Source organism: Escherichia sp. WS1152, assembly GCF_046487665.1.
In the GTDB taxonomy this organism is placed as follows: domain Bacteria; phylum Pseudomonadota; class Gammaproteobacteria; order Enterobacterales; family Enterobacteriaceae; genus Escherichia; species Escherichia coli.
In genome coordinates, this window is the sequence record NZ_JBJQJA010000006.1 from 240700 (window position 1) to 257314 (window position 16615).

Sequence of the window (16615 nt, forward strand, 5' to 3'; positions counted from 1 at the left end):
AATACGGTGACGCGGGGTGGAGCAGCCTGGTAGCTCGTCGGGCTCATAACCCGAAGGTCGTCGGTTCAAATCCGGCCCCCGCAACCAATTATTGAACACCCTAACGGGTGTTTTTTTGTTTCTGCTCTCCCATAAAAAAAGCGCCATTCAGCGCCTTTTTATCATCCCCTTCTCGCCAGCGTCGCCCCATCGGCAAAATACGCTTTAATTCCCGCAAGAATAGACTCCGCAACTTCCTGCTGGAAAGTCGCCGTTTTCAGTTTACGCTCTTCCTCAACGTTACTGATAAACGCCGTTTCGACCAGAATGGAGGGAATATCAGGCGCTTTCAGCACGGCAAACCCGGCCTGTTCAACCTGATTTTTATGCAGCTTGTTGATTTTACCGAGCTTATTCAGCACCGCTTTACCAAACTTAAGGCTGTCGGCAATGGTCAGCGACTGCACCATATCGAACATGGTGTGGTCGACATAGCGGTCACCGCTTTTGCTCACGCCACCAATCAAGTCCGAGGCGTTCTGGGTCTGTGCCAGATATTTTGCCGCAGTACTGGTTGCGCCTTTGGTTGAGAGCGCAAACACTGAGGAACCGCTCGGCTGGCGACTGGTAAAGGCGTCGGCATGGATAGAGACAAACAGGTCGGCACGCTGTTTCTGGGCTTTTGCTACGCGCACTTGCAACGGAATGAAGATGTCTTCATTGCGCGTCATGTACACCTTCATATTGCCCTCTTTCTCGATCAGAGAGCGCAGACGGCGAGCTATTTGCAATACCACGTCTTTTTCGCGCGTTTTGTATTTCCCCACCGCACCGGAGTCTTCGCCGCCGTGGCCAGGGTCAAGCATAATAACAATAGGACGATCGCGCCCTGCTTTACCCGGTTGTGGACCACTTTGTGCTGGCGGCACCTGCTTTTCGAGGTCGCCTTTGTTGTAATCCTCCAGCAGCGCCAGCAGCGGGTCCTGCATATCCTGTGCATTGGCCGGATAGAGGTCCATCACCAGACGCTCTTTAAACCCGGCGACCGGCGCAAGGGCAAACAGCTGCGGTTTTACGTTTTGCTTTAATTCAAAAACCATCCGTACGGTCTGCGGGTCAAATTGCCCGACGCGCGCCGACTTGATGAACGGGTCGTCTGCACGAATTTGTGCCGCCATCCCCTTGAGTACCGAGTTCAGGTTTACATCTTCGATATCCACCACCACGCGTTCCGGGTTACTCAACGCGAACTGCTTATATTTCAGCTGACGATTTGATTCTACCGTCACGCGGGTGTAGCTGGACGCAGGCCAGACGCGCACCGCCACGACCTGGCTAACCGCAGCCAGGCTGACCTGACTTACGCTCAATAGCCACATAGCGCCCGCGCCTTGCAGTAAACGACGACGGCTGATTGCAGTGTTGGATCCTGACATGCCTCTCCCGAGCAAAAGAAATCTAAGCTGTGTAACAAGTAAACGACTAATTTGACCGGAAACTTTAGCGAAAGACGCATAATCTGTCATCTAATAAACGGTAAACATTCTTTTTATATTCACGGCATTACTGATAAAAAAGTCGCTCTCGCATAAAATTTACACTTGCACCCTGCGAAAAAACAGAATAAAAATACAATAATTTCGAATAATAATGCAAAGGGGTGTGCCGTGGTAAAGGAACGTAAAACCGAGTTGGTCGAGGGATTCCGCCATTCGGTTCCCTATATCAATACCCACCGGGGAAAAACGTTTGTCATCATGCTCGGCGGTGAAGCCATTGAGCATGAGAATTTCTCCAGTATCGTTAATGATATCGGGTTGTTGCACAGCCTCGGCATCCGTCTGGTGGTGGTCTATGGCGCACGTCCGCAGATCGACGCAAATCTGGCTGCGCATCACCACGAACCGCTGTATCACAAGAATATACGTGTGACCGACGCCAAAACACTGGAACTGGTGAAGCAGGCTGCGGGAACATTGCAACTGGATATTACTGCTCGCCTGTCGATGAGTCTCAATAACACGCCGCTACAGGGCGCGCATATCAACGTCGTTAGTGGCAATTTTATTATTGCCCAGCCGCTGGGCGTCGATGACGGCGTGGATTACTGCCATAGCGGGCGTATCCGGCGGATTGATGAAGACGCGATCCATCGTCAACTGGACAGCGGTGCAATAGTGCTAATGGGGCCGGTCGCTGTTTCAGTCACTGGCGAGAGCTTTAATCTGACCTCGGAAGAGATTGCCACTCAACTAGCCATCAAACTGAAAGCTGAAAAGATGATTGGTTTTTGCTCTTCCCAGGGCGTTACTAATGACGACGGTGATATTGTCTCAGAACTTTTCCCTAACGAAGCGCAAGCGCGGGTAGAAGCCCAGGAAGAGAAAGGCGATTACAACTCCGGTACGGTGCGCTTTTTGCGTGGCGCAGTGAAAGCCTGCCGCAGCGGCGTGCGTCGCTGTCATTTAATCAGTTATCAGGAAGATGGCGCGCTGTTGCAAGAGTTGTTCTCACGCGACGGTATCGGTACGCAGATTGTGATGGAAAGCGCCGAGCAGATTCGTCGCGCAACAATCAACGATATTGGCGGTATTCTGGAGTTGATTCGCCCGCTGGAGCAGCAAGGTATTCTGGTGCGCCGTTCTCGCGAGCAGCTGGAGATGGAAATCGACAAATTCACCATTATTCAGCGCGATAACACGACTATTGCCTGCGCCGCGCTCTATCCGTTCCCGGAAGAGAAGATTGGGGAAATGGCCTGTGTGGCAGTTCACCCGGATTACCGCAGTTCATCACGGGGCGAGGTTCTGCTGGAACGCATTACCGCTCAGGCGAAGCAGAGCGGCTTAAGCAAATTGTTTGTGCTGACCACGCGCAGTATTCACTGGTTCCAGGAACGTGGATTTACCCCGGTGGATATTGATTTACTGCCCGAGAGCAAAAAGCAGTTGTACAACTACCAGCGTAAATCCAAAGTGTTGATGGCGGATTTAGGGTAAGCGATGAAAATTGTCGGATGCGACATGCGTAACACTCGTGCGTCGCATCCGGCAATTACGTTTATTCCCGCGAACTAAACAACGCCGCCAGACCACTGCGCCGCTCAGTACGAGTGGCGATTGCCGCACTTAATATACGCTCATCGGCATACAGCGACAGACGGCGACGCGCGCGGGTCACCGCGGTGTATACCAGCTCTCGCGTTACTACCGGCGTGCGTTGGCTCGGTAAAATCAACGCCGCATGGTCGAACTCCGATCCCTGCGATTTATGTACCGTCATCGCCCACGTAGTTTCGTGCTCTGGCAAGCGACTCGGTTGCACAGACTTAATATTGCCGTCCGGCATCGCAAACCAGACGCGCGTCCCCTGCCCGCGATCCAGCGCAATACCGATATCGCCATTAAACAACCCAAGCGCGCTGTCATTACGGGCAATCATTACCGGTCGACCTTCGTACCAACGAGAGTGCGGATGACGATGAATTTTGCGCTTCTGTTGCATAAACTGCTCAATTCGCTCATTCAGTCCAGCCACGCCAAACGGCCCTTCCCGCAGGGCGCACAAAAGTTGGTACTCATTGAACGCCTGAATGATTAAATCCGGCTCGGCACGCGCTTGCAGCAGATCCAGATAACGTCCATAACCCGCAAGAGCTTCCTCAAGCATCGCAATATAATCTTCTCCGCTCTGTAAAAGCCGTTTTTCGATATCAGTAAAATCCTGCTGAAAAACGGTTTTCACTGCCGTTTTATCACCACGGTTGATCGCCGCAGCTAACTGACCAATGCCAGAATCACTGCCGAAACGATAGCTTTTTTGCAGCAGGCAGAGACTGTCGCGCAAAGATGCCGCTTCTGTGCCAGTTCCTGCCGGAACGTGAGTTCCCGTCAGGCGGCTTAGCTGCCCGGCACGCTCGGCGGTAAAGCCGGCATTGGCATAAGCGCAGATATCGCCCAGCACAGCCCCAGCCTCAACCGAGGCCAGTTGATCACGATCGCCGAGAAAGATCACTCGCGCATGATCGGGCAAGGCGTCGATCAGTCTCGACATCATAGGCAGATCGATCATTGACGCTTCATCTACCACCAGCACATCAAGATGCAGCGGGTTACCGGCATGATGACGTAAACGCTGGCTACCCGGCTGCGCACCCAGCAATCGGTGCAAAGTACTGGCATCTTCCGGAATGCGTTTCTTTTGTTCATCGGTCAGCGGTAACTGTCGCAAAGCCTTGCCGAGAGATTCGGTTAAGCGCGCGGCAGCTTTACCCGTTGGTGCAGCCAGACGGATACGGCAGCGTTCGCCGTCGGCCATTTGAATTAACGCTGCCAGTAACTTCGCCACGGTGGTCGTTTTACCGGTGCCTGGGCCGCCGGAAATCACCGAGATCCGCCGCGTCAGCGCCACTGCCGCTGCAACTTTTTGCCAGTTAATTTCATCGCTTACTGGAAAAAGTTTGTCCAGGGTTTGCGCCAGTAGAGCTTCATCAACCTCAATGGCATGATTCACCTCATTGAAGAAGCGCGCTACCGTCCGCTCGTTACACCACATGCGATTCAAATAAAGACGATCGCCACAGAGGATCATCGGCGTGGGTTCATCTCCCCTGCTGACCGCTTGAGAAGCCAGCAAGCATTCTTCCCAATTTTGTAGCTCACCGATTTCACTGACACAGGTCGCCAACAGCGGATGCGACGCCTCGTTATTTTCCAGTCGTGAAAGCGGCAAACAGACGTGTCCCTCTCCGGCATCATGACTTAACAGTGCCGCCGCGAGGGTGACGGCAGGATGTTCATCTCCCGCCACGGTCAGGGCAAATTGCACATCCAGCGGGCGTAGCTGTTTGTGCTCCACAGCTTCCAGTAATTGCTTTTGCAATTTCATTACGCCTCCTCCAGGGTCATACCGGCAAACATCTCATCCATCAGGGCAATCAACCCGGCGTTGGGTCGGGTTGTGTAAATCCCTTGTTGCGGATGTTCTTTATCAACGCCACGCAGGAACAGATAGATAACGCCGCCAAAGTGACGATCATAGTCGTAATCAGCAATGCGATGGCGCAGATAACGATGCAGCGCCAGGGTATAAAGCTGATATTGCAGATCATAGCGGTGTGCCTGCATCGCTGCTGCCATAGCCTGTTGGGTGTAAGCCGAACTGTCTTCACCCAGCCAGTTGGATTTATAGTCGAGCAGGTAATAACGCCCTTCGTGGCGGAATACCAGGTCGATAAAGCCTTTTAACATGCCGCGTACCTGCATGAACTCCAGCGGCGGGCAGCCAGCGGATAGCGGGTCAAACTGGCGAATTAGTGCATCAAGCTGGCTGGCGATGAGCGGTTCGCTAATCGGCAGGTAAAACTCCATCTCCACCTGTTTATCGCGGTCGGAAAGCTGACTCAGGCTAACACCCGTTTCATTGAGAGGTGCCTGGAGGACAGCCGTGATCCACTCGGTCAACACCGGTTCCCACTGCGATTCAAAGCCGCCGAGTTCCAGTTTTTCCTGTACCCAGTTCGGGTCAACCGGCTGGGTAAAATCGAGGTCTTCAAACAAACTGTGCAAGAATGTCCCCGGTGACGCACCGCGCGGGAACTGATGCGGTGTTAACGTCGGTTCTTCAACGACGCTGACCACGCCTGCGGCATCAACATCCAGCCGTGGCATCAGATCCTGAGCGATACCGTGACCACGCTGCTGCAAGCCGGAGTAGCTGGTGACACGCCAGTTATCGCCGGGCAATCGTTGTAGTGTCCTCGCATTCAGTTCTGCAGTTAAAGCATCATTAACCTGCCAGGGCTGGTTATCACCAGTTTGTGCCGTTTGCCAGGCAATATCATCATCGCATAACGCTTCAATACAGGTGCGAAGCCCTGCCGCATCTTGCGGTTCCCCTTTTTGCAGCAAACGCCCGAGCGCACTTTGGTGGACGTCGGTGTCACCTTTTTTATCGCCACGACGGCGCACCAGCGGTGCAACGCCGAGACTGCAATGCCAAACCGAACGCGTCAGCGCCACGTAAAGCAAACGCAGATCTTCCGCCAGACGTTCGACCTCCGCGAGGTCGACGCTTTCTGGCGCAGCGTTAAGATCCAAAACTGCCTCAAACGAGTGGCGATCGTGATAAAACGCCTGATCCTGGACGCGGAAATTGGTGATAAACGGCAGCCAGACCAATGGATATTCCAGCCCTTTCGATTTGTGGATCGTGACAATCTGCACCAGATGTTTATCACTTTCGAGACGCATTTGTTGGCTGGAGGCATTACTGTCTGGCTCGAGGATATGTTGCGATAACCAGCGTACCAGCGCATGTTCACTTTCCAGCTGCGTTCCGGCTTCTTGTAGCAGTTCGCTGATATGCAAGATATCGGTAAGACGCCGCTCACCGCCTGCCGTTGCCAGCAAGTTTTCAGCAATGTTACGCGCCGACATCAGCGCCCGCAGCATCGGCATAACGCCACGTTTGCGCCAGATTTGCCGATAACCATCGAACTCTTCGACTACCACATCCCACGCATGTTCGTCATTGTTCAGCGTTTCGATATCCAGCGCGTTCAGCCCCATCATTGACGTTGCCAGCGCACTACGCAGGGTGTTCTCACGTTCGGGCGTCATCACCGCCTGCAACAACCAAAGCATTTCCTGCGCTTCCAGAGTTTCAAAAACACTGTCGCGGTTCGAAAGGTAAACGGAAGGGATTTCCAGCAACGTTAAGGCGTCGCGCACCTGGGCGGCCTCCTGGCGGCTGCGCACCAGCACACTGATGTCCGAAGCACGCACCGGACGCGCGTCGTCGCCGTTCATCAGCAACGCTTCGCCCCGCTGTCCGGCTTGTAGCCAGTCGCGGATTTGCGCAGCACATACCTGCGCCATGGTACTTTGATAGTCGCCAACGCCGCAGCTTTCGCCTTCCATCAGCCACATTTTCATCGCAGGCTGCGTTTCACCTTTAAACACAAAACGTAACGCCTGATTTTTCCCGGCTGATTTCACTGGAATAAACGGTATTTCGCGAAACATGAACGCGTCATCAGTCTGGCTGAAAAGCTTGTTCACACTGTTCACCATTCCTAGTGCGGAACGCCAGTTGGTGTCTAAAGTGTAGTGGGCGTGAACTTCGCTACGCGCCTTCATATAAGTGAAGATATCCGCACCCCGGAATGCATATATGGCCTGTTTCGGGTCGCCAATCAGCAACAATGCGGTTTCCGGCTGATGGTGCCAGATACGGCGAAAAATTCGGTACTGCTGGGGGTCGGTATCCTGAAATTCATCAATCATTGCCACCGGGAATCGCGTACGGATCGCCGCTGCCAACACCTCGCCGCTTTCGCTACGCAGCGCGGAATCGAGCCGACTTAACATGTCATCAAAACCCAATTCGCCACGGCGGCGTTTTTCACGCGCTACTGTTTCGCGGATCTCAGCCAATGCGCGGGTTATCACCAGATCACGGATCGACAATGGTTCTGCAAGCAGTTGTTCGATCGCCTCAAACAGTGGATGTCGCGGGGTTTCCCCCCCGGCTTTCGTGCGATCTTCTAAGAAACGCTGAGAGAATTTTTCCAGCGACTCTGGCAACTGATAACTGTTGGTCTCTTCTTCTGCCCAGGCGCTGATCTTGTCGATCCATTTAGCCTGATTGCTACGGTTAAACTTGCGTCGATCAATACCAGAAGATTCGATCAGCGCATCCAGTTCACCCACTGCGTCGCGCCACTGCTGTTTTACCGTATCAATACGCGCCACAATTTGCGCGTGGCGGGAAGCCAGCGTTTCATCATCGGGCGGCGGTGCTTTGATAACCGGCGCTTCGCCTTGCAGATAACGATTAATATCGCGCAGCAACGCCTGCGGCCCTTTCCAGGTTTCAAAGACGACCTGGGCTATTTCACGCGGCAGCGGGTAGCAGTGGCGACGCCAGAAATCGGCGCAGGCCTGGTAGCGTAGCAGAGACTCATCTTCAATCAGCTGCTGCTCAAACAGCATACCGGATTCAAAGGCATTCAGGTTGAGCATGCGCTGGCAAAAACCGTGAATAGTAAAGACTGCCGCTTCATCCATCTGCCGTTCGGCTAACAACAACCACTGCGCGGCTTGCGCTTTATCGTCGATCTCTTCCAGCAGGCGTTCGTACAGTGGATTGTCGGTGGTTTCACGCAGACAGGCGATGCGCAACTCGTGGATATTGCTACGGATACGACCACGCAATTCTGCCGTGGCAGCCTCGGTAAAGGTGACCACCAGCAGTTCTTCAACGGTCAGCGGGCGGGGAAAGGCGGCGGAACCGCCTAGTCCAAGTAACAGGCGCAAATAGAGCGCCGCAATCGTAAAGGTTTTGCCTGTGCCGGCAGAGGCTTCAATCAGGCGCTCGCCCTGTAAGGGCAAGCGCAAAGGATCTAGTGTCTCGGCGACATCACTCATTCTTTTCACTCATCAGGGGCATTGTTTGCTGCAACGCGCTGACGTTCTCCCACACTTTCCAGCCTTCAGGATGCACATATTCGGCTTTCCCGTTCTGGCTGCCGGAAATCTGCGACAGAATAGCCATGCCTTGCGGCTCGACCACCGCCTGATGGAAGAAATCAGCAAGTTTTTGCGGCGTCAGCAGTTTTATCTGGGCCACGATTTTATCACGCGAATCGAAGCGCATATTGCCGCGATCGAAATCTTTACTTAACTTCGATGCTTCTTCGCCGAGCGTTTGCGGTGCCTGCAGCATCTGGGTAATTACCGCCTGCTGGATTTGCGCAAACTCTTCTGGCTTCATCGCCCGCAATTTTGCCTCTGCGGTTGGGAAAAACGCCTTGTAACGCTCCCACAAGAAGGAAGGCTGTTTATCATTGCTTTGCAAAAGGAAGCCCATGCCCCACTGACGCCCCACGCTCATTGGAAATGCAAACACGGCATAGCCCAATTGTTCTTCGGTACGCAACTGATTGTAGAACCACGGCTGTACGATCTGCCCCAACAGAGAGCTATAGGCTGAGCTGGTGTATTCATCGTAGCCAGTCGGTACAAATACCGCTGCCAGTGCGGAGTCGGTGCTGTTACCAGCTTTTTCAAAGATGACGGATTGTTTTTTATCGACCACGACATCTTTGTTACGACACCACTCTGAACCATCAGCGCCCAACTGTTTTTGCACATCGCGTGCCAGCGTTGTTGCCTGGGCCTCGGTCATGTTGCCGATAACCATAAACTCTGGTCGAGCCCCTGATTTTAAGGCGTCGCGATAGGCCAGCACCTCTTTCAACGTAATGGAGGGCAAAATTTTGCGCCGTTCATCTCGCGAGAAGTACGGCACTTGCGAGAGCATCTGCGCGGGCATAATCGCCTGCTCGAACGCTTTGCCCTTTTCTGCGGAATCCATCATCTGGTTATACCAGGACTTCGCCTGCTCAAGCTGATCTTCCGTGGCGGTATAGCTAAAGTAGCCTTCCAGCAATGCCTGGAACAGCTGCGGCAGACGCTGGGTGTAACCATTAGCATTAACCATAAGGCCGTTGTTAGCGTTGGTGGAAAAACTTATGCCACCAACCGACGCCTGGTTGCTTAACTGATCAAGCGCCAGCCCTGCGAGATAATCATTGAGCGCAAACATCACCTGATTGCGGGCGCTGTCCATGGCTTTCGGATTACGCAAAATCAGGCTGACATCGGCTTTGGGCTCGCTGGCAAAATAACGGCTTGGCGCATACACTACTCGCAGATTCGACTCATCAACAATCAGCTCTGGATGGTCGTATTTCTTCTCTGACTTAATCAGCGAGAAATCGTCAGGAATATAGGGGTTAAGCTCCGGTAAGGAGAGCGCAATATTGGCAGCTTTTTGCTGCCAGTCAGCGAAAGTTTGTTCGCTGATTTTATCGACCTGATACGGCGCATCGACAAAGTAAGCCGTTTTGTTGTGCGGCTCTTTCGGGCTGATATACCAGATACGCGCATTCTGCGGCGTCATCATCGCCAGACGTTCCTTTACTGCTTTAGCATCGTACCGATCGGCAATATTGACTGCATCCAGCGTATGCTCAACAGGAACGCGAATCATGGTATCTGCCAGCCATTCGACGTAATCCATATCACGGGTGATTGACGGATAACGGAAGTCGATATCCAGCACATTCGCCAGTTCATCGAAGTATTGTTTATCGATCCCTTTTTCACGTAACAAATTGAGGTAGCTAAAAATAGCCGCCACAACCTGATCGCGATTCGCCAGACCTTTATCGGTTAAAGACGCAGAGATCGCTAATACGCCGCTGTTGCCGTTGACGATAGGATCGGAGTTGGCGCTAATGCCCTCAACTAATCCCTGCTTTTGCAGCCAGTCGGAAAGTGTACCTGGGCTGCGATTACCAATCAGATAGGTAATCAATTCATCGGTTTTGCTACGGAATTTCGCCGAGTTGTTATCAATACGAAACTCTACGCGCAACACTTTACGCGGCAGCGCCGGGACGTAATGTATGATAATGCCCTTTTGCGCGTCGGTGACTACCGGCACGGTGATTTCCGGTTTTTTGCTCTCTTTGTTCGGCACGCGACCAAAGGTGTCCGCCGCCATTTTTGCCAACTCCGGCAGCGGTTTATTGCTGTAAATAACCGCCTTCATCAGATTGGCGGAATAGTACTTCTCGTGGAAATCTTTCAGCGCCTGCTGCACCGGATTACCAGGTTTGTCGCTTAAAGTTTCGAGGTTACCACCAGAAAACTTTGAACCAGGGTGCGCCGGGTTAATGGTTTCTGCGCTGACCTGTGCCATGCGCATCCCGTCACGCGTACGCGCCATGGTTAATTCAGCGTTCACTGCATTACGCTCACGTTCGGCGTATTTCTTGTCGAGCAAGGGTTCTGCAATAGCATCGGCCAGGCGGTCTACCGCACCGGGCAAGGCGTCGTTCTCAACTTCCAGATAGAAAGCCGTGCGATACGGCGCAGTGCTGGCATTGTGACTACCGCCGTGCATTTTGAGATATTCGGCCAGACTGTCAGCCTGCGGGTACTTTTTCGACCCCATCAGACTCATATGTTCAAGGTAATGTGCCAGCCCCTGGTACGCCTCGGGATCTTCCAGCGACCCAACGGGCACCACCAGCGCCGAGAGCGATTTAACTGCCTGCGGATCAGAAACCAGCAAGACCACCATACCGTTATCCAGACGTATAGCCTGATACTGGCGGTTATCTTTATCACTTTTACGGATGGTTTCCTGAATCGGCTGCCATCCCGTTTCTGCCTGACTTAAGGGTGCCCAAAGGGCAACTAACAACAATAATGCTTTGAACCAGGTGCTGCGGGGCATTCACGGACCTCATAATCAACTTTATTTTCTGGCCAGATTCAACAGGTTAACGCAAATCATCTGCCAGAATTTAATCTTGTGCTGCACGAGTCAGCCTATGTTTATATAACCATCAGTCCGTGACTGGTGCGCATCATAAAGTAAGCGGATAGATTGCGCAATTTTTATACAGCACTCATGACTGATTAAAGCGAAACAGCGGTAACAGGAAACGTTGCGACTGTTCAACGATGGCCTCCATTGTCTCTGGTGTTAATTGCCGCCAGAGCCTTTGATACCAGATATCATCACCTTCGCCACGCACCATCATGTTGCCTTCGTAAGCCTGAAGGAATTTCGTACGGGCTTTTTGCAACGTGGAATCGTCATCCAGCATGGCATCGTTTTGCGCGTCATAACAGGTTTTTAGCCACGCGCCGCCACTTTCAGGTAACACCAGCAATGGCGCGGACATCCCTTCACGATACCCCTCAATCAGTTGTGAGAGGTAATGCAAAGCCTGTTCGGCTGCAAGCGGCGGAAAACGCCACTCGCCGTCTTTGCGTAGAAAAAGGCGACTTTCACCATTACCACCGCTGGCACAGTAGACAAGGTGTTCCAGCCAAAGTTGCATTCCCTGCGCCACACTTAATAAAGAGGGACGCCAGCGCAACAAGCCATCCGGCTGCACCTGCGGCAACCAGCCAGTTATCTGCACACCGTTGCAGGCGAGATCAATTTCCATACTCTGCCCCGGCTGGCGACAGGCAATGACTCTGTCGGCAAGCTGCTGCATCTCCTGGCACTGTGTTTCCCAGAAAATTTCACCAAAAGCGCCATACGGTAAATCCCCTGCCGCCCGGAAGCGGCGGAACAAGCGTTCGGCATCATCCTGCTCAACCAGTGCATTCAATAACTGCTGATTGATTTGATAACGACTAAGCCCTTCAAGAATAAATGGCTCGGTGTCGGGGATTTCGCTGTCTTCAGTACGGAAGTTCACCTGCAAACGCATCTGGAAGAACGCCCGCACCGGATGTGCCCAGAATCGTTGTAGCGTTTCCAGCGGCACGGTTTCCGGTAAGGTAAACGGCAGCGGCTGAACAAATTCAGAATGTGCTTTACCAGCCTGGCTGGCCGCAGGTAGCCATTCACGAGCATAGCTTTGTCGTTCGCCTGGCTGGTAGTTTTGTGGATCAAACGGCATCCGGGTATGGAGGCAAGTAAGATGCGCTTTTACCCTTGCCTCGCTTTCATCACAGTTGAGCGCTTCATCGTCCGGTAGATAATGACTTTGCCCGATGTAGTCGATCAGTTCCTGCACCAGTACCGACGGGAAACGTTCACTGTTATCCTGAATGGAACGCCCGATATAGCTGATATAGAGTTTTTGCTGCGCGGAAATTAACGCTTCCAGGAACAGGTAGCGGTCGTCATCGCGACGGCTACGGTCGCCACGCTTCGGTTTCTGGCTCATCAGGTCAAAGCCCAATGGCGCAAGCTGACGTGGATAAACGCCGTCGTTCATTCCCAGCAGGCAAACCACTTTGAACGGAATTGAACGCATTGGCATCAGAGTACAAATGTTAACCGGTCCGGCGAGAAAACGCTGGCTGATACGTTCTTGATCCAGACGCTGCGCCAGTTCATCACGCAATAGTGACAGCGGCACCGCGTCGCCATACTGCGCACCTAAACCTTCGGCGATAATCGCCTGCCATTGTTGTTCGATCAGCGTCATCGCCGCTTCGGTTTCCGCATCCGGCAGGAAGAAGGCGTTGAGCATATCGCGACAAACCGGCAACCACTCTTCTAGCGGACGCTCCTGTGCCAGCCCGCGACGCCAGATGTTTAGCTGCATTAGCAGTGAAGCCAGATGCCCCACCAGTTCTGCAATTAAGCCGCTCGATTCATCATAAGGTAGAACCGATTGCCACTCGCCCTGCGCGCTCTCCATCGCGTAACCCAGCAACATGCGCGTCAGGCCAAACCGCCAGGTGTGTTGACCGGTAGCGGGGAGTTCCAGCTCGCGAACGTTGTCGTCATCTATCCCCCAACGAATGCCGGATTCGTTGACCCACTGGCGTAAATAACGCAGCCCTTCTTCGGTGATGTCAAACCGCGCCGCCAGCACCGGCACATCCAGCAGCGCCAGCACATCCTCTGACACAAAGCGACTGTCAGGCAGTGATAACAGGCTGATAAACGCTTCCAGTACCGGATGTGACTGCCGCGCACGACGGTCGGAAATGGCGTAAGGCAGGTAACGATCCGCAGGTGCGCTACCAAACACTGCCTGAATAAACGGACTGTAGCTGTCGATATCAGCCACCATCACGATGATGTCGCGCGGAGTAAGTGTCGGGTCTTCCTCCAGCATCGCCAGCAGGCGATCGTGTAAAACTTCAACTTCACGCTGCGGGCTATGGCAAACGTGGAAGGTGATACTGCTATCCAGTGGATCAAGCGGGCGTTTGTTATCGCTACGGGAAAACTCTTCGATGTTCACACCAGCAACGGCGCGGTTTTCCAGTTCCAGAATGTCAGACTGAATGTTATGCAGCAGGTTATCTGGCATCACATCGACAAAGGCGTCCAGCTCCTGACTGCTATCCAGATCGGAAAGGAGATAGATATAGTCGCGCCCCAACTTGCCCCAGGAGGCCAGTAGCGGGTTGCCGACATCCTGTTCACCGTCGCTGTTAAAGAGCTGTCCGGCATTTTCGCTATCGCGAAATAGCGGCAATTCGCGATCTTCAAAACTGTGTCGACGCTGACGAGTCAGCAGTTTCGCCAGATAAGCAGGATCTTTAATATCGCCCCAGTAATAACGGCAGGGGTTGGTAAACAGGAGATGGATTTCAATATGTTTACCCAGCGCCTGGAGCGCCTGGAGATAAACAGGCGGTAACGCGGAAATACCGCATATAAAGACGCGCGAAGGTAACCCCGGCGGGCAGGTCGTCGCGGACTCCAGCGTTTCGATAAAGCGCTGATAGAGATTGGCGCGGTGCCAGCGCGGTTGCCCGAGTTGATGGGTATATTCCACCAACGCCTTCCACAACGGCGCTTGCCAGGCCTGTGCTTCTCCCAGCCCTTCAACCAAATGTCCTGTTTCCCACTGTGCCAGCCAGTCCGGACGATAGACCAGATACTGGTCAAACAGGTCCGCCGCTTTTGAAGAAAGCTGGAACAGTTTTCGCTTGTCGCTATCGTCAGTCAGATAATGCCGCAACAGGGTAAAGTCTTCGCGATCCAGCAATTGCGGCAGCAGAGTCATCAGTTTCCAGCTCATGCTCTGTTTGTTAAAGGCGCTCTCTTTGGGGATTTCCGGTAACACCCGGACGAACATATCCCAGATAAAGCTCGCAGGCAGCGGAAAATCAATGTTTGCCGCAATACCAAACTTTTGCGACAGGGTCATTTGCAGCCACTGCGCCATACCGGTACTTTGCACCAGAATCATCTCTGGTTCGAAAGGATCGTCCAGCCGTTCGCGTTCGACAATAAACTCCATCAACGCTTCCAGCACGTCCAGACGATTGGAATGGTAGACCCTTAACATAGCGGCTCCTGACTACTGACGATTCGGGCAATGCAGGCGGGTCATCTCGCCTTCTCTGCCCCCGGGTGAAACTAGCGTAACGCTGATGCTGACACATCCCGCCTGCGATGTCTGCATTCGGTTGACCTGCCAGTTGGCAGGTGGCGAAATCGCGCGCAGTTGCGTTTGCTGCCAGCCATGCCGCCAGAGCTGTTGGTACTGGTTTCTGCTGGCAAGACTGTTCATTAATGTTCGCTGGAAACCCGATAACGCAGTGACAATCATCACCATCAACACCATCGCCAACATTACCTCCGGCAGGCTAAAGCCTTGTTGATTCTTCAGGGAAGCTGACATAACGCCCTCTCTTTCAGCGGACAAAAATCGCTCCAGCCGCGTGGCGAAAAAACAATGTTTCCATCAATGACTTCGCCTGTTCGCCACAACGAAACGCCTTCATAATCGGCAATCAATAAGGCTTCATTATCTGCCAGTAAACGCAAACAAACCCGGGCATCGGTTCCAGCGTACTGCGAGCACTGAACTGCGGGCTGCGTCTGCCAGGAGTGCATTTTCCCCCACGCCAGCGCCGACTGAACGATGGCCTGGCGGCGCAATGACTGACTTTCCATGCTCACGCGAGAGGCAAAACTGCGATCCTGCTGACTCATTCCTTGCAATAGCAAGCTACCCAAAACCAGCAGCATCAGAACCAGAGCCAGTGACGAAACACCTTTTTCGCGGTTCACAGGTTGAATCCTGTCACGCTATAGCTGGCATCCACCACGGTTTGCGGTTCAGACTTACTGGCAGCACGCATATTAACCGTCAACACCGGCGAGAAGCCGCTGACATCCTGACGTACGACCTGAAAAGTGTCGATAATGATGGCATCCGGATTAGTGACTTTATCCCAGCCCTTACCTTCACAGGATGTCGCACCGCGTAGCGTTTCCAGCACATGCTCCTTCAGACGAAATCCAATCTGGTCAGACTCTTTTACCGGTTCGCGATCCCAGATACCGTTACTGTTAGCATCCCACTGCACAATGATACAGTCACCCTGTCCGACAATTTCCAGCCCTTCGCCGGTACAGCTGCCATGACAATAACCCGCCCTCTGGAGATGCTTCGCGACGGTAAATACCCGCAGCCAGATTTCATCTTCCAGCGCCAGCTTACGGGTGCTCGTTAAACTTTCACGCTGTAACGCAGGCAGAAAGCGTGCAGCCCCCAGCAACAATACGCTACTGATCGCCATAGCAATCAACACTTCCAGCAGAGAAAAACCTTGCTCTTTTACAGGCATCCTTCTGTTTCTCCTTGCTGACAAAGCCGGAGTCTTCCCCACGGCGAAACCACCAGCCACCACTCGCCCGTTGTGTTTTTGAAGCGAATATGCCCGGCCCATGCGGTATTGCGCAGGCCAAAGAAAGCAAGCGAAGGTGTCAGGTCGCTCATTTCGACTTCGGGCCAACGTGGCACAAAGACCAATGGTGAACTGCCATGACAGGTATTCGCCCCAGCAACGGAACTCACAAGGCACCATAACGTCCCCTCCCTGATAACGCTGATACTGTGGTCGCGGTTATGCCAGTTGGCATCTTCACGTAAATAGAGCAAATAGTCCCGCGCCTGGCTGGCGGTTTGCCAAAGCCGTTGCGACTGCTGCCAGTATTGCCAGCCATAGAGTCCACTTGCGCTTAGCATGACCAAAATCAGCATCGCGACCAGCGTTTCAATCAGCGTATAACCACGTTGTGTTTTCATGCCGGCAGTATGGAGCAAGGAGAAAAAAAGACG

At 53.2% G+C, this 16615-nt stretch carries 10 protein-coding genes and 1 tRNA gene; 2 read left to right on the forward strand and 9 right to left on the reverse strand.

What is annotated here, in order from left to right; translation table 11 throughout:
- Positions 1 to 10: 10 nt before the first annotated feature.
- Positions 11 to 87, forward strand: a tRNA-Met gene (locus ACJHW7_RS12340).
- A 74-nt stretch (positions 88 to 161) separates the two neighbouring features.
- On the opposite strand, the gene amiC is transcribed toward ACJHW7_RS12340, so the two are convergent.
- Complete coding sequence (gene amiC / locus ACJHW7_RS12345; protein ID WP_000016907.1) at positions 162 to 1415, reverse strand: N-acetylmuramoyl-L-alanine amidase AmiC; 1254 nt, start codon at positions 1413 to 1415, stop codon at positions 162 to 164.
- Between the two features lie 231 nt (positions 1416 to 1646).
- Between amiC and argA the strand changes: the two genes are divergently transcribed.
- Positions 1647 to 2978, forward strand: a complete 1332-nt coding sequence (gene argA / locus ACJHW7_RS12350; RefSeq protein WP_000237948.1) for an amino-acid N-acetyltransferase — start codon at positions 1647 to 1649, stop codon at positions 2976 to 2978.
- A gap of 61 nt (positions 2979 to 3039) precedes the next feature.
- On the opposite strand, the gene recD is transcribed toward argA, so the two are convergent.
- The 8 genes from recD to ACJHW7_RS12390 form a co-directional block, all read right to left on the reverse strand.
- Complete coding sequence (gene recD / locus ACJHW7_RS12355; RefSeq protein ID WP_000775946.1) at positions 3040 to 4866, reverse strand: exodeoxyribonuclease V subunit alpha; 1827 nt, start codon at positions 4864 to 4866, stop codon at positions 3040 to 3042.
- Positions 4866 to 8408, reverse strand: coding sequence for an exodeoxyribonuclease V subunit beta (gene recB / locus ACJHW7_RS12360; protein ID WP_040234902.1), 3543 nt, complete (start codon positions 8406 to 8408; stop codon positions 4866 to 4868). The genes recD and recB overlap by 1 nt, the downstream gene beginning before the upstream one ends.
- Positions 8401 to 11289 (reverse strand): pitrilysin, encoded by a 2889-nt coding sequence (gene ptrA / locus ACJHW7_RS12365; RefSeq protein ID WP_021557154.1) that lies wholly within the window; start codon positions 11287 to 11289, stop codon positions 8401 to 8403. The genes recB and ptrA overlap by 8 nt, the downstream gene beginning before the upstream one ends.
- Before the next feature lie 175 nt (positions 11290 to 11464).
- Positions 11465 to 14833: an exodeoxyribonuclease V subunit gamma gene (gene recC / locus ACJHW7_RS12370; protein WP_021557155.1), complete on the reverse strand. Its 3369-nt coding sequence runs from the start codon at positions 14831 to 14833 to the stop codon at positions 11465 to 11467.
- A 12-nt stretch (positions 14834 to 14845) separates the two neighbouring features.
- Positions 14846 to 15169: a prepilin-type N-terminal cleavage/methylation domain-containing protein gene (locus tag ACJHW7_RS12375; protein ID WP_001276460.1), complete on the reverse strand. Its 324-nt coding sequence runs from the start codon at positions 15167 to 15169 to the stop codon at positions 14846 to 14848.
- Positions 15154 to 15561 carry a DUF2509 family protein gene (locus ACJHW7_RS12380; protein ID WP_021557156.1) on the reverse strand — a complete coding sequence of 136 codons (408 nt, stop codon included), beginning with the start codon at positions 15559 to 15561 and terminating at the stop codon, positions 15154 to 15156. The genes ACJHW7_RS12375 and ACJHW7_RS12380 overlap by 16 nt, the downstream gene beginning before the upstream one ends.
- Positions 15558 to 16121, reverse strand: a complete 564-nt coding sequence (locus ACJHW7_RS12385; RefSeq protein WP_001144322.1) for a prepilin peptidase-dependent protein — start codon at positions 16119 to 16121, stop codon at positions 15558 to 15560. The genes ACJHW7_RS12380 and ACJHW7_RS12385 overlap by 4 nt, the downstream gene beginning before the upstream one ends.
- The gene (locus tag ACJHW7_RS12390) at positions 16112 to 16582 is read right to left on the reverse strand and encodes a prepilin peptidase-dependent protein (RefSeq protein WP_021557157.1); all 471 of its coding nucleotides are present in this window, start codon (positions 16580 to 16582) and stop codon (positions 16112 to 16114) included. The genes ACJHW7_RS12385 and ACJHW7_RS12390 overlap by 10 nt, the downstream gene beginning before the upstream one ends.
- Positions 16583 to 16615: the final 33 nt, after the last annotated feature.

Coding starts and splice junctions, on each gene's coding strand:
- recD (WP_000775946.1), bottom strand. CDS start 4,866: ATGAAATTGCAAAAGCAATTACTGGAAGCTGTGGAGCACAAACAGCTA.
- ACJHW7_RS12390 (WP_021557157.1), bottom strand. CDS start 16,582: ATGAAAACACAACGTGGTTATACGCTGATTGAAACGCTGGTCGCGATG.
- amiC (WP_000016907.1), bottom strand. CDS start 1,415: ATGTCAGGATCCAACACTGCAATCAGCCGTCGTCGTTTACTGCAAGGC.
- recB (WP_040234902.1), bottom strand. CDS start 8,408: ATGAGTGATGTCGCCGAGACACTAGATCCTTTGCGCTTGCCCTTACAG.
- ptrA (WP_021557154.1), bottom strand. CDS start 11,289: ATGCCCCGCAGCACCTGGTTCAAAGCATTATTGTTGTTAGTTGCCCTT.
- ACJHW7_RS12385 (WP_001144322.1), bottom strand. CDS start 16,121: ATGCCTGTAAAAGAGCAAGGTTTTTCTCTGCTGGAAGTGTTGATTGCT.
- recC (WP_021557155.1), bottom strand. CDS start 14,833: ATGTTAAGGGTCTACCATTCCAATCGTCTGGACGTGCTGGAAGCGTTG.
- ACJHW7_RS12375 (WP_001276460.1), bottom strand. CDS start 15,169: ATGTCAGCTTCCCTGAAGAATCAACAAGGCTTTAGCCTGCCGGAGGTA.